We start from the raw sequence: 13443 nt of genomic DNA, 5'->3' as shown, positions 1-13443 counted from the left end.
CTGGTTCTAACCCAGATTTTCTTTCATGCGCTCGCAGTACCAATTGACGAAGTTGATCACTCCGAACTCATAGGTTTTGGAATAGGGACCCGGTTGATAGCCCATGGAATTTACGCCCAGCTGGTTATTTTCAGACAAGGTTCTGTCCTGCGCATTGGTCGCATCCCAGACATGGCGAAGGTTTTCAGGGTCATAATCGACGCCTTCGACAGCATCTTTGTGCACCAACCAGCGGGTGATCACTTTGGTTTCCTGTGGGCTGATTGGCAGGATCTGAAACGCGATGTGATGATCGCCCATGCCATGGTTCCAAGAATTTGGCAGGTGAAGAATACGTAGGGCGCCAAGATCTGGTGAGGTAATACGTCCGAGGAGCTTTTTGCTGGCGGCCTGGCCATCCATCGTCATTGAATGTGTTCCTTCCTTCAGTGGGGTACGGACAATGCGGTTACGGTTGTCGTAACGCATTTGGTATTGGTACGGGATGTCCATATCAGTCCAGAAGGTCTGTTGTTTCTCAACCAGTGCGATAAATTCCGGTGTGGCGCGGGGATCATTATTGTCGTCCCATTCTAACAAGGAGTTCAGAAGCTCAGGGTGGGAGTTATCGCAGTGGTAGCATTCGCGGTTGTTTTCCACCACAAGTTTCCAGTTAGCTTTCTCAATGATTTCGCTCTGTACCGCGACTTTTGCATTGTAGAGATCGTGTGGCTCTAGGTAGTACTCCATATCTTTCACGAAGTCTTCGATGGGCGGCGCTGTTTCGGCAAGACAAACAAAGATATAGCCGCCAGCAACCTGACAATGAACAGACGCCAATCCATGGGTGGATCGATCAAAGCTCTCATCCATATCCTGGCCGTTGTAGACCAGTGAACCATCCAAATCGTAAGCCCATTGGTGATAAGGACAGACGAGTTTTGGCGTTTTGCCTTTATCGGCCAGACAGATCTTCGAGCCGCGGTGACGACAGGTATTATGGAAAGCACGGATTTCATCTTTGTTATCGCGCAGGATGACGACAGGGCTCAGACCAATATCGACCGTGATGTAGCTGCCGCGTTTTGGCAGCTCACAACTCATGCCAGCGAAAATCCATTCTTTGTGGAAGATCTCTTCCATATCTATCTGGAACAAGGCTTCGCTGTTGTAAAACGGCTGCTCCAACGTGTGGTCGGGGATACGTCTTTCCAGCATGGTTTTCACGGCGTTGCGGTCAATAAGCGAATTATCAATGCGTTGTGCGGGCACTTTAGTCATCTTCTTTCCCTAGTGAAGTACCAGTCATATCGAGGCTCTCTTGAACGTCAGTCCAAGCAATTAGCATCCAACCCGCCCACACTGCGGCCAGCAGTTTGCTTGGGTATACCTGCATAATGACCCTGTTTCTATGTGGAAAATTATTTAATTACGACTTAGAGATTGCTTGTATACGACTAAGAAGGAGCATACCGCGGCGTCATGGGTCATCGCGGAGAAATTGGCATGAGAATTGGTGAGGATGCAGAGGTTTGACTATATCAACAAAAATATTCTAGCTATTTTATGCAATTGATTTTATTTAGCTCTCATGGATAAAAATAGAGTTTTGTTTTGAAAGTCCCAATGTAATGGCTGTTATGTGAGTCGAATGTCTTGTCGCATTTATACAAACAATGTCGCTGACTTTTACATTAAAAATAAATTTATCAATTAGATTTTCAAATAACGAGAGCGAGATCTATGTTAATGAATTGTTATATTTTTGATTCTACCCTACGCTGAGCGAAACCAATACAAAAGGGTGGTTTAAAATGAAAAAAACGATTGCAATGCTCTCTCTTTCAACAGCAGCTTTTTCTTTTTCAGCAACAGCCGCCATAGGCCAGCATCCTGTCGTGCTGGTTCATGGCTTACAACCCTCTCAGCTCGCCGCCAGACCTGGCCCAGAAGAGGTTAATGCTAATGGTGAGCAGTACTGGGAGCAGTATTGGAATACCCACGCCGATGTAAGAATCGATTGGCCTTCTCATGAGCGCGTCGCAGGGAAAATTGCCAGTGACTATGCATGGCCGAAATTAAAACAACTTGCGCAAAGTAATACCTGTGCCAATGGATGTATTTTTGTTACGCATTCTACCGGTGATCTGGTGACACGTTATATTTTAGATAACCAAGAAAATTGGCTTTTAAACGAAGGATTACCACCGTTAAATATTATCTCTACGTTTGATTTTGCAGGTGCAGGCGGTGGTTCTGAGCTGGCGGACTTAGCAATAAATATTGCTGAAGGTGGTGGTGTTTTAAACACAACTTTACAATTTGCAATATCACTTTGGTTGGGTGAAATGCCAAATAGCAGCAACACAGGTGTGTTAAATGACCTTAAAGTGGCAAATGCTCGGCAAATCGCTCCATTCCCGGATGGTAGGGTTCCTCGGATCCGTTTCACCGGTGATTCGAGCGAATATCTTGGTGTGACATCGCCATTCTTACCCGGTCATGATGATGGTGTTGTCGCATCGCATTCAACCTGTGGCTCAAGCACTGTGGGCAATTTCAATAGCTGTTCTCGTACTGTCGCCTATGATGGCAAGGTGGCGAGTCAATCCCGCGGTGTATCGAGCTTTATGCCGCAGCACTATCCGATGCTGATGGGCAGTGGTTACACCCATGGTGGTGTGATCGGCGATGTTCATCAAGGAAAAGTGACCGCGGCGAACAGTCGTGTGTCTTTAGGGGATGGCACACAGGTTTCTGTCAGCACGTCTGATTCTTGGTCATGGTGGGGATGGGCGTACTACCGTTATGTGAACGGCTCGGACGATCAAACCATGTCAGAGTTGGTGTCTAGCCTGCGATGAGTGATAACCGGAGGAGCAAGTCTCCTCCGGAACTGATTTTCCGCTCTGTATTGGATGGTGTTTAACAAGGAAGAGTCAATGAGAAAAGCGGGTACGGTGCTGATAACCTTGGCACTCGCAGGATTGGGTGTTTGGCTACTTGGAGATACGGAAACAGAAACGCCCGTTCAGGACCTTGCCACGATGGTGCCCGAAAAAGAGACGGCGTCTTCATCAGGATCAGAGCCTCAACCGTTGCCCCTTGCCAAGCAAATTGAGCCTGAACAAATGCCAGATGAACCCTTGCCGGTGATGGAGATACCGGAAGCGATGACCGCACAGTTTTCTATGGTGGCACAAACCTTCGAGCAAGAACTGCATTATCCGCCTTATTCCCAACCTATCCTGTCGTCAGACAGCCCTTATCTGACCCCAAACCGTTTTGCTGAAGTGGAAATGCCGATTCTTGATGGGCAGGAGTCTGCTGTATTGTCTCTTGATAAATATCGCTTTTTCTACCCAGAGGCTGTGCCTTTTAAAGTGAAAAGCTCACTTCCTGTGCTTGGTATGCGTTACTCGTTATTAGACATTGGCAGTCGTGAAGAAGTGGCCAGTGGAAACAGTGAAAATGCTGATGGGGAAATGCAGCCTGATGAGGCGGCATCTTCACAGCTAAGGCTGAAGGTCACGGTGCGCTTTGAAGGTGGCAGTGATGTGTTAACGGCTGACATTAGCTATGCCAATCCCGTAGCGTTTGTCATAGGAGCTGAGCCTGCGTACACACAACAAGCCGACTGGATGATACCTATTAGTATCGACGCTAGAAAAGCCGGCCTTTATCGTCTTCGCGCCAACTTATATCGAGAAGATGGTAGGCCTGTTGCCGTCCTGACCGAAAAGCAAAAGCTGAGTGAAGGGCAGGGAGAGATTTTATTGAAAGCTCATCAATCCGTTTTCTCAGGTCAAAGCGGAGCGTATTCGTTGAAGGATATTCAGTTGGAACGAATGTCTGGTCGACCAGGTGAGGAAACACAATATGGTGTCAGTAAGGTTGGGCAGATAGAGCTGGGTGAATTGGATGCCGACATCTTGAATGATTTGCCGTACCAACCTTCAGAGCAAGAACGCCAGCAACTACAGTTTTTAAAGCACCTAGCCGGCGAGGCGTGAAAATAAGGGCTTTGTGAGTTATTTAATTCCCTGATATTCCTGCCGGACATCAAAAATTTGAGTGTTGACTCTAGTTTTTCTATGACACTTCACCCTCCCACGTGATATGCATCGCAAATTATTTTTGGTGCCCACTTTTTCTAACTTATAAACTGTCTGTGGATGGATTGCTCTTAATCAATTAAAGCACGTCTTTTCGGCGTATGATGCGCGTAAAAAGTGGACCAGCACCTTCCGCAATCCTGCGGTCTCTCATCTTTAATCAACAAGGTTTTCGAGCATGAAACGCAATGGGCGAGATTTGGTTTACTACCTGACGCTGGTATGTGTGCCGATGTTTTTTGCTGTGTTGCTGGGGCTGTATTTCTCCAAGTTATCTATCGATAAGCATGTGGATGATTTTGGCGTGATATACCTGAAAACGCTTGAGCGCAAAATTGAATCCCTGACCAATCAAGTCAGAGTGGTCACGAGTGACGACTCCAATTGTGATTCAATCAAACGCCGTTTGGAACTCTGGCCGAGCATCCATGACTTTGTGACAGTGCAAAACGGTCAGGTCATGTGTCAATCAGATACCGTGTTTGATTGGGTGGCTCCTTCACTGTTGACCGCAGACCTGACTCCAGGTATCCATAGCTATCCTAGAGCGGGCAGTGCGGGTAAAGAGCGCGTAGTAGTTGTCGTGTCTCAGGATAAGGTAAACCCTGCATCCCTTGGCATGGCGGTGGTGTCTTTGGCCGAGTTTATCGCCTACATGGACATCTCAGACTCGCTGCAATACGAAAAGCTGGCTGTCTGGGTTGGTGATAAATGTCTGTTCAACAGAAGTCAGTACAACCTCGAAAACATGCAATACTTCAAGTCGCAGCGTTTTCATGTCGAGTTGGGTGTTGAGCCAGCCGACAACTACGTCCGCTACTCCATGCTGATGTTTACGCTGTCGAGTATTCCGCTGGGACTGCTGATGTCCCTGTTTATCCATTTGGTGATCATGCGTTTGAAACCGCGCTACTCGCTGGTGGAGGAGATTAAGTCAGGTCTTAAGCGCGGCGAGTTTTACTTGGTTTATCAACCTGTCTGCGACGCTGTGGGAGAGCTGTACGGCTTTGAGGCATTGGCACGTTGGCAGCACCCGAAAATGGGAGCCGTTGGGCCGGATATTTTTATTCCTGCCATTGAGCAAAATCAGCTAGGTATTGAGTTCACCTACTATGTTTTTGCGCGAGCAGCGCAGGATATGGCGCTATTAAGTACTGACAAAACCTATCATTTGGGTATCAACGTGCCGCCTGAATTTATAATGTGCCCTCATTTTGAAAGCACGCTGTCGAGCTTGATGAATACCTTCGAGAGTTTGCCGGTTGCTATCACTTTGGAGGTCACCGAACGACAGCTACTGGATGAAGCGGCGATTGCACAAATCGACACTGCTCGCCTGCTTGGAGTGGAAGTGGCGATCGATGATTTTGGCGTTGGGCACACCTCCCTATCCATGCTTCAACGACTGAATATCGACTACCTAAAAATTGATAAGTGTTTTGTCGATACCGTTGGGGTAGATTCGGTCAATGCGCCGGTGTTGGAGTCTATCATTGAGCTTGCACACCGCCTGAATATCGCCATCGTGGCGGAAGGTGTCGAGAACGTAAAACAGGTCGATTTTCTCAATCAGCGTGGTTGTCAGTACCAGCAGGGCTATTTCTATGCCAAGCCGCTGACAATGAATGACCTGCTTGAGCGTTACCAATAAGCTGAAGATAGTACTCAACCTCGTTGAATCCGATATTTTTAGGTATACCATACCAACAGCCCTTGCAGCGCCGCGTTGCACGCGGATATCACAGATCTCAATCCGGCAAAATTCATGGGTGATCAGGCGAATATCCACTACGCTTAAAATGACTGCGTAAACATAAGGATAGGGATGTGGTTGCGGCACTTCGATTAATCGAAAATCCAGCGCTGGTGAGTTGCCATTCGGAACTGACTGGCTCGGATATTTTGTGGTGCGACTTGCTTAAGGACGAACGCTTTTCGCAGGAAATCCGTAAACTTAGCCAATATGTGGTCGATTACCGTGCCAACCTGAAAAACCATCTCGATCAAAAGCTTTCAGAACCTCATCTATTTTTGCTCTGTAGCCGTGAGAAAGTGCGCTTCAATATATTTAAACGCCCTCGCTACAATTTCCTGACCAAAAAAACCACGTTCCACTTTCTGGTTGGCAAAGAACAACGCAAGGTCTCGGCGGCTGTGAAGCTGGGCGACCACTTTTTCGAAAATACACCGCATCCCAAAGTCTTGCTTGAGCCTAAGTTTGTCACCTTACTGACAAGCAAAAACGAAGACGTCACGCTCTCAGTTCATGATTTCCTTTTTGGTACGGGTATTGATATTCATGTGGAAAGCAAAGTTGTGGCGAGCGGCAGTTCACCTTCACCCTACTGGGAGGGGGCACAGTCTATGGTTTCTGCATTGATTAATGAAGCGTCAAAACATATGTCTTCTGATACCGATTTACTGGTGTATTTGGGAGAATTTGATTGCAACGTGTTAGCCATCAAAGATGACCATGAAGTTGAGCCAGAAAGCCTTGGCATGCAAAACGATGACGGCTCAAAAACGCTGGCTTTGATGTTAGCCCGCGCCTACAGCATTTACTTTCTTGGTGAGGGTGAGAACAATGCGGCGCTGCGAAGTGCTTATGGCAACCTGCTACGCTACATGAGGAACCGTAAGCTGGTTAGGATAGCGGTCACCCACCTCTACGAATTTGATAGCGAGTACTTACATCTTGGCTCAGAAGGCAGAGAATATTCGCCAAACCATGAGTTTGTTATCACCCTTGAGGATGGCGTTATGCATATCGATGGCGAGCCGTTTCAACCCAACTTGACGTCACCCTGAACCTTCCGATCTACTCCTGTCAGCCAAACTGTGGCTGGTACTCCTGCAACGTTTTTTCCAACATTGCCACACCTAACGGTAAGTTTGCTTCGCCACCGAGTCTTTGGATAGTCGAACCTAAAGCGTGGATAGTACGGAAGATGTTGTGCACGCGGCATTGCTCGCCCATTTGTCCGATTCGAACAATGTTCAGACCAAATGACCCTGATATCTCCACTTTGAAATCTCGTGAAATCGCCGCCAGAATCTCTTTCTGGTTCAACCCCTCCGGCACATTGATACCTACGACAGAGTTCAGTCGCGAGGCTTTGTCGGCATAAAGGGAAAGCCCGAGACCTTGAATACCAGCCTGAAGGGCAAGGGAGCATTTGAGGTGGCGGTCAAAGCGCTTTTCTAAGGTTTCATCGCAAATCAGTCGCAGTGCTTCATGAATGGCCATAATGCCTGAAACCGGCGCGGTGTAATGGTAGGAGCTTTGATACCAGAATTTGTCCGCCAGCTTTGCATCAAGACACCAGTGACGAAGCGTATCTTCCCGTTTGGTAATTTTGTCCCAGGCTAGCTCAGAGAAGGCCACCAGTGAAACGCCGGGAATGCAGCTCAAGCCTTTCTGGCCACCTGTGATTACGGCATCCACTCCCCATTCATCCATGTTGAGGGGCATGGTGCTGAGGGTACAGACAGCGTCAACAATCACCAGACATCCTGCCTCTTTCGCTGCACTACAGATTTCCGGCAGCGCTCCATTACAAACCGTATTGGAGGTTTCACCCTGAACGATAGTAAGTACTTTGGGCTGTATTTCGGCAACCGCTTTGGCGATCTCCTCAGGGTTCGCTGCTTGCCTTTCAGCGATGGTATAGCGGGTGACTTCTCCACCAACACGTTCAGACATTTCCGCCAAACGGCCGCTGAAAAAGCCATTGCTGACAGACAGCACCTTGTCACCTGGCGCAACCAGATTAGCGACCGCCATTTCCATCGCCGCAGACCCTGGACCTGCAACACCAAGAATGTGTGAAGACTCGGTCTGGAATACATAGCGTGACATGGATTTAACCTGGTCGATGATACGTGACATGGTCTCACCAAGGTGGTTAATCACAATACCGTTGGCGGCGGCGACTTTGGCAGGAATTGGCACAGGGCCAGCGCCCATCATCAACAAAGGTTCTTCGGGAAGGATGTTATCCAGTGATTCGACGATGGGGGCAGATATGCGCACGTATAACTCCTGTGTTGATTCTGTGCTTGGGCGACTTCTTGTCGGAGGCATTGCTTGTAAAGGCATAGTCGCACAGCGACACAGGGATTTCCATGTGCATTGGGAGCTAACTCATCGCAAATTGATGTTCAAACTGTTGTCCTTTAATTCAGTTACTTGCGGTAAGCATCGTGACACTCATAGTCTCCATAATGAGACATGTAACTGGTTGCGCAAGGCTTACACTGTGTTACGCATTCCACCCAAACATCAATTTTTTAAGCTCGGGTGGAAACAGTTTCATGTTTTGGAGGCTCGATGTTTGAGACTTGGCTCGACATAGCAGTGGGCTCACTGTGGGGATTCTGGCTCGCGATGTATCTCGATAGGTACTACAGTCGGCAGGTCGCGGCGATTAACCTTTGCGTGTTTGTTTTTTGGGGAAAAAGCTTCAAGGCAAACCGTTATCTGGCAACCATCATGAATATTCTATTGGTGGTAACTTTCTTGCTATCAGCGTCCTTGCTGATAGGGAGTTTCGTTGAGTTCTGGGGTTTGTTCGTTGTGGCTTGGTGTTTGGGGTTGGCCGCATATGCGTTATGTTTCTCTTTGCCTAAACCTGTCTCTCGCCACCACGATACAACGTAAACTTGTACTAAGTATTCCTGCCACTACGTGCCGCGCGTTCAATTGATCCGCAATTGCGCTGATTTGTGCGTTTTACCCTTGACCCGATAAGGGTTTTCCCTGATAACGCAAGTTGACGAAATTATTTTGATTTATTGCTGATTATGGATACCGACCTACTACGCACGTTCCTGGAAGTGAACAAGACCCGCCACTTTGGTAAGGCGGCGACCAACCTGTATTTGACGCAGTCTGCTGTCAGCTTTCGCATCCGCCAGCTGGAAATTAAACTGGGAACGCCTGTATTTACCCGTAAGCGCGGCGATTTGCGTTTAACAGCGGCAGGTGAGCGTTTTGTACCTTACGCGGAAAGCATTTTGCAGACGTGGGGAAGGGCGCGTCAGGATGTGGCGTTAACCAGTAGCTATCAGCAGCAACTCACGGTTGGGGCGACGTCGCTTATCTGGGAAATGGACAGCTGCAGTGACTGGTTAGAGCAGGTGGAATCCAGCCAACCTGATTGGGCGCTTCGCACTGAATCCTTGAATCGCCAGCAAATCTCTACTGCATTGCTTGATAAACAAGTGGATGTGGTACTGACCAGTGAACCCCCTAAATTGGCGGATCTGCAGCAACACCGTATCACTTCATTTGAATTACTGCTGGTTTCCAGCGAGCCGGATCAAGACATGGAATCTATCGGTGAACTGCCGATGGTTTATCTGGACTGGGGAACGCGCTTTGGCCTGGAACACAGCCGTATCATGGCGTTGCAGCGTACCCCAATTTTGCATAGCCATGCCTGTCAGCCAGCGCTTAAATTTCTGTTAAACCGGGGTGGTGTTGGCTTCTTGCCGTCGACCGTTGCTGAGCCTTGGATTGAAGCAGGTGCTCTTAATGTGGTGAAAGAGAGCCCGGCGATGGCCAATGAACTCTACTTGGTTTGGCTTTCTAGCAGCGACAAACATGAAGAGATTGAACAGCTTGTTATCAGTCTTGAAAAGGAAAGTTAACGCGCTTTTCTCGCGTTAATGTTAACGGGCTCGATTATTGACGATCTGCGTTTTAGATACTTTTTTTTAACCGTTAAAATACTCAAGTTGGATAGTTTCTGACTCGAGTGTTTTATTTGGGAGAAATGAATGTATTTTGCAAGGATTGGCATGGCTGTCGGGTTGTGGCTGACTATTTCAATTTATTCATTGACTTATGCAGACTCAGTAGCAAGTTACCCAGAGGGCTGGGAAGATTGGCCCGTCGTAAAAGAGTCCCTGACCTTGCCTGCGGACACAGTTCTTCCTCCAGATACATCACTTTTCATTCAGGAGGCTGTCCGAGCCTATGCCTGGATTAATGATGGCCAAGGTTCACCACTTACCATTCGCGTCAATCCAGAAAAGCTCGAGCAATACAAGACGCATGGCCCTTACACCGATGGCCCAACGGTGGTCGCTGTCTCTGAAGTACAGGGCATTATTTGGGTGACTGAACACTTCAGCGGCCTGCCAATGTATGGCAGCTATAACCGTAAAGGCGAAGATATAGCTAGCATGCACCCCACGCTTGAACCCGAATTCTGCGCCCGCTGCCACGATACCTACAAAGATATTTGTATCAATGGCACCTGCACGGAGCCAGTTTTATCGCCTTATGAGTAGACGCTCATTGTCTGTCGGGAAGGAGATATAAATGCTGAACCGATTTACGATCAATCAGCTGCTATTTGTTTCTCACTTGATGCTGGTGATTATTCTGATCGCGGGAATGAGCTACTCTCGCTATCAAAGTGAATGGGAATCCCGAGTTAACCACGAAGCGGCATTGATTGAACAGTCCGTATTGCCACTGATGCGTGAAATCTCCGCCGCCGTTGCGGGTCGGAATTACACTGCTCTTACTATGCCTTCGCAAAAAGAATCTCTCACTAATATCGAAGCATTGTTGTTCCTGGATATTCAAGGCACTTCTGATTACAAAGACAATAAGGTCGGTGTTCGCTATCTCCGAGAGAGTGGCGATATCTGGCGAACTGACGTCAGTAGCGAAGAACTGTCTAACGCACGACAACGCCGTAAAGACCTCGCGATAAATTTGCAGCAACACAACCTGAATGACGTTACTAAGAGGAAACTGACTTTTCTTTTGAAAAAAGCCGACGATGATTTGGCTGCATTAGAACTAGGTGTGGCGCGAACCAGCGAGTTTTCAGCGCCTTGGCCTTTGAAGCCGCAATCTGGTAAGTACGAATTACTACCTGAATACGGTATTGTGACACTGCAATTACCGCTGTTTAATAAAAATGGCGGCAATATTTACGCTGTATTTGATGCCTCAAACCTCTTCTCCCTCAAACATGAAATTTATCTCACCATCGCTATCGAAGCTGTGATTGCTTTGATGGTTTCTCTTCTCCTTATTGCAGGGGTTACCCATTGGTTGGTTGCGCCGCTTAGAACACTGGCGGAACAGATGGACAAAGATATTGAACAACTGAATATTGCGGCGTTAGACGAGATAAACCGTAGCGATGAAATTGGCACCCTTGCTCGTGGTCTTCACCGTCTGACTCGTAAAACTCAGTCACAGCTTAAGCTGCTGAAGCATTTGTCGGATACCGATGCCCTGACAGGATTAAGCGGAAGGCATAACTACGAAAACCGTGCGGAAGCCTTGTTTAATAACACTCGTAACCAGGGAGCGAGCTTTGGGGTCATTGTGTGTGATATCGACTTCTTTAAACTCTACAACGACACTTTTGGTCACGGTAAAGGCGATGAGGTGATAAAGAAGATCGCAGATGTCTTGCTCAGTACTACCCGCAACAATGATCTTTGTTTTCGAATTGGTGGTGAGGAATTTGTCGTGCTGCTCAAGGTGTATGAAGCAGAAAGCCTGATACGCATTGCGGAGCGAATGAGGTCTGAGGTGGAGGAGATGGGTATTCATCATGTCTCCGAACATGGCGCTGTCACGTTGTCGGTTGGTGCTGTGATGGTTTCTCCGCGCGCGACGTCCTTGAGCTATCAAGATGTGTTCGATTTTGCTGACAAGCAGCTATATGTCGCTAAACGGGCAGGACGCAACCGAGTCATTTTTAAGGAAATAGATAAACATCAAACCCCAGGGAAGGAACATTGTGATAAACAAGCAATCAAGACTTTGGATTGACACAGATATTACTATTGGTGCTCATCATAAGTTTTTACAATACAAAGATGTAGATGATGGCTACGCGTTAGGCAGTCTAATGCATAGCTCTGAAATCGAAATCCTTGGGATTAGCTCAACCCGCGGAAACACCGATGACATCAACGAATCTACTCAAATAGCTAAGCAGTTTGTTCAGGACTTTGGGGCGAATAGCTACAAGGTTTATCAGGGGGCAGCAACAGATTTTAAGCAAGATTCTGACTCGATTCCTGACGCTGTGTCGGAGTTGGCTAAGCAACTTGAACAGGGGCCAATGACCATCTTGGCGATCGGTGCACTGACAAATATCGCGCTTTTGTTGAAAGCCCGCCCAGATCTTGCTGGGAAGATCGAAAAAGTTGTTGCTGTTGCAGGCAGAGAGTCGGTGGATGAAACTTTCAAATCCGGCACATTCCAGCTCAAACCTTTTCGCGATTTGAATTTCGAGTTTGACACTGCCGCATTTGAAGCAGTGTTAAAAAGCGGCGTACCTGTTGTGCTCGTGCCATTCGGCGTGTGTAAGAAAGTCTGGGTAGATTTTGAAGATCTGGCGAAGCTTCGCAAACAAGGTCCAATGGGAAGTTTCCTTGCAAGGCATTCGCTGGGATGGTGGGCTGAGTGGGAAATTATTTTGGGCGCCCGTCAAGGCTTTAACCCCTTCGATATGGTGGCCGCAGCCTATGTGTTAAGTCCGTCTTGGTTTACCCAAGAGACACGGTTTGCGCATATAGTGTCTGCCCCCAGTGATACAGAAAAAGGGGTGAACAAGCCATATTTGGTTTGTAATGAAGAAACGACGGGTTATCCGGTATCCTACTGTGTTGATGTCGAAAGCGGCGTTAAAGCAGACATGCTGGCGAGACTTTCGAAGCAGACCATCGCGCAACAAGTACTCGGGTTGTCTCATATCAACGTGATTGTGGATGATGTCGGAGCAGCGGCTGAGTATTACCAGCGGGTTTTAGGTTTCGAACGGGCGCACGATGAACAAGGTAATGCCATGTATTACCCTGGCGTGACCATGCAGAGCTTTGCGCTTGATGCAGGTCTTGGCAAGCAGCCGGTAGAGTTGGATGTACTATTTATCAAGCACCCCAATGCAGGTGTTTATATTGAATTGATGCATTACCGCAAGCCTCAGGGGAGTTGTGAATTACCTCCTCAGCCAAAGACGTATGATCTTGGTGGCCCACGCCATATTGCGATGGAAGTCGCTAACTGCAATGAGGTCTTCCATTACTTGAAGGAGCAGGAAGGCGTAAGGATGATCAACCCATCTGAAGATTATCATCCAGTTGAGTTAGATGGTTTCCCAATAACATTCTTCTACTGGATTGACCGTTACGGAGTACAGTGGGAAATGGAGGAGGGGCGACGCGTAGGAGTCTTTAGAGGTATCGTATAGTAATCCAGATTTGGTGGTGCCTCTAGCCCAAAGGTACCACTAGTTACAATACCTGATTTATCTGAATACTCTTCCTCAAAAATTTGACGATTCTGACGCAAATTTGGCGCTTAAAA

General features: G+C 47.7%; 12 protein-coding genes. 9 read left to right on the top strand and 3 right to left on the bottom strand.

The genetic code is table 11. The annotated features are described in order from the left end of the window. Positions 1-6: 6 nt before the first annotated feature. Both gbca and K6Q96_RS24875 read right to left on the bottom strand, forming a co-directional pair. Positions 7-1260 carry a glycine betaine monooxygenase oxygenase subunit gene (gene gbca / locus K6Q96_RS12385; protein ID WP_251876114.1) on the bottom strand — a complete coding sequence of 418 codons (1254 nt, stop codon included), beginning with the start codon at positions 1258-1260 and terminating at the stop codon, positions 7-9. Further along, complete coding sequence (locus K6Q96_RS24875; protein ID WP_256481756.1) at positions 1253-1375, bottom strand: hypothetical protein; 123 nt, start codon at positions 1373-1375, stop codon at positions 1253-1255. Before K6Q96_RS24875 ends, gbca begins: the two co-directional genes overlap by 8 nt. Positions 1376-1793: 418 nt before the next feature. On the opposite strand from K6Q96_RS24875, the gene K6Q96_RS12380 reads away from it, so the two are divergent. The 4 genes from K6Q96_RS12380 to K6Q96_RS12365 all read left to right on the top strand — a co-directional run bounded on the left by K6Q96_RS12380 (position 1794) and on the right by K6Q96_RS12365 (position 6902). Further along, the gene (locus K6Q96_RS12380) at positions 1794-2843 is read left to right on the top strand and encodes a hypothetical protein (protein WP_251876112.1); all 1050 of its coding nucleotides are present in this window, start codon (positions 1794-1796) and stop codon (positions 2841-2843) included. Positions 2844-2921: 78 nt separating this feature from the next. After that, positions 2922-3992, top strand: coding sequence for a hypothetical protein (locus K6Q96_RS12375; protein ID WP_251876110.1), 1071 nt, complete (start codon positions 2922-2924; stop codon positions 3990-3992). A 280-nt stretch (positions 3993-4272) separates the two neighbouring features. Then, positions 4273-5745, top strand: a complete 1473-nt coding sequence (locus tag K6Q96_RS12370) for an EAL domain-containing protein (protein ID WP_251876108.1) — start codon at positions 4273-4275, stop codon at positions 5743-5745. Positions 5746-5921: 176 nt separating this feature from the next. Next, entirely contained in the window at positions 5922-6902 is a 981-nt protein-coding gene (locus K6Q96_RS12365) for a hypothetical protein (protein ID WP_251876106.1), read from the top strand. Positions 6903-6921: 19 nt separating this feature from the next. On the opposite strand, the gene K6Q96_RS12360 is transcribed toward K6Q96_RS12365, so the two are convergent. Next, complete coding sequence (locus K6Q96_RS12360; RefSeq protein ID WP_251876104.1) at positions 6922-8127, bottom strand: pyridoxal-phosphate-dependent aminotransferase family protein; 1206 nt, start codon at positions 8125-8127, stop codon at positions 6922-6924. A gap of 297 nt (positions 8128-8424) precedes the next feature. On the opposite strand from K6Q96_RS12360, the gene K6Q96_RS12355 reads away from it, so the two are divergent. The 5 genes from K6Q96_RS12355 (at position 8425) to K6Q96_RS12335 (ending at position 13327) form a co-directional block, all read left to right on the top strand. Next, positions 8425-8754, top strand: coding sequence for a hypothetical protein (locus K6Q96_RS12355; RefSeq protein ID WP_251876102.1), 330 nt, complete (start codon positions 8425-8427; stop codon positions 8752-8754). A 143-nt stretch (positions 8755-8897) separates the two neighbouring features. Next, complete coding sequence (gene hdfR / locus K6Q96_RS12350; RefSeq protein ID WP_251876100.1) at positions 8898-9746, top strand: HTH-type transcriptional regulator HdfR; 849 nt, start codon at positions 8898-8900, stop codon at positions 9744-9746. Between the two features lie 150 nt (positions 9747-9896). After that, entirely contained in the window at positions 9897-10391 is a 495-nt protein-coding gene (locus K6Q96_RS12345; RefSeq protein ID WP_251879642.1) for a hypothetical protein, read from the top strand. 31 nt (positions 10392-10422) lie between these two features. Next, the gene (locus tag K6Q96_RS12340; RefSeq protein ID WP_251876098.1) at positions 10423-11901 is read left to right on the top strand and encodes a GGDEF domain-containing protein; all 1479 of its coding nucleotides are present in this window, start codon (positions 10423-10425) and stop codon (positions 11899-11901) included. Next, the gene (locus K6Q96_RS12335; RefSeq protein ID WP_251876095.1) at positions 11870-13327 is read left to right on the top strand and encodes a nucleoside hydrolase; all 1458 of its coding nucleotides are present in this window, start codon (positions 11870-11872) and stop codon (positions 13325-13327) included. Before K6Q96_RS12340 ends, K6Q96_RS12335 begins: the two co-directional genes overlap by 32 nt. Positions 13328-13443 lie beyond the last annotated feature (116 nt).

The sequence above is a fragment of the Grimontia kaedaensis genome (assembly GCF_023746615.1).
GTDB classification, from domain to species: domain Bacteria; phylum Pseudomonadota; class Gammaproteobacteria; order Enterobacterales; family Vibrionaceae; genus Enterovibrio; species Enterovibrio kaedaensis.
The sequence above is the reverse complement of the archived record's forward strand: the minus strand, read 5'-3'. Positions and strand labels throughout refer to the sequence as shown.

Coding starts and splice junctions, on each gene's coding strand:
- gbca (WP_251876114.1), bottom strand. CDS start 1,260: ATGACTAAAGTGCCCGCACAACGCATTGATAATTCGCTTATTGACCGC.
- K6Q96_RS24875 (WP_256481756.1), bottom strand. CDS start 1,375: ATGCAGGTATACCCAAGCAAACTGCTGGCCGCAGTGTGGGCGGGTTGG.
- K6Q96_RS12380 (WP_251876112.1), top strand. CDS start 1,794: ATGAAAAAAACGATTGCAATGCTCTCTCTTTCAACAGCAGCTTTTTCT.
- K6Q96_RS12375 (WP_251876110.1), top strand. CDS start 2,922: ATGAGAAAAGCGGGTACGGTGCTGATAACCTTGGCACTCGCAGGATTG.
- K6Q96_RS12370 (WP_251876108.1), top strand. CDS start 4,273: ATGAAACGCAATGGGCGAGATTTGGTTTACTACCTGACGCTGGTATGT.
- K6Q96_RS12355 (WP_251876102.1), top strand. CDS start 8,425: ATGTTTGAGACTTGGCTCGACATAGCAGTGGGCTCACTGTGGGGATTC.
- hdfR (WP_251876100.1), top strand. CDS start 8,898: ATGGATACCGACCTACTACGCACGTTCCTGGAAGTGAACAAGACCCGC.
- K6Q96_RS12345 (WP_251879642.1), top strand. CDS start 9,897: ATGGCTGTCGGGTTGTGGCTGACTATTTCAATTTATTCATTGACTTAT.
- K6Q96_RS12340 (WP_251876098.1), top strand. CDS start 10,423: ATGCTGAACCGATTTACGATCAATCAGCTGCTATTTGTTTCTCACTTG.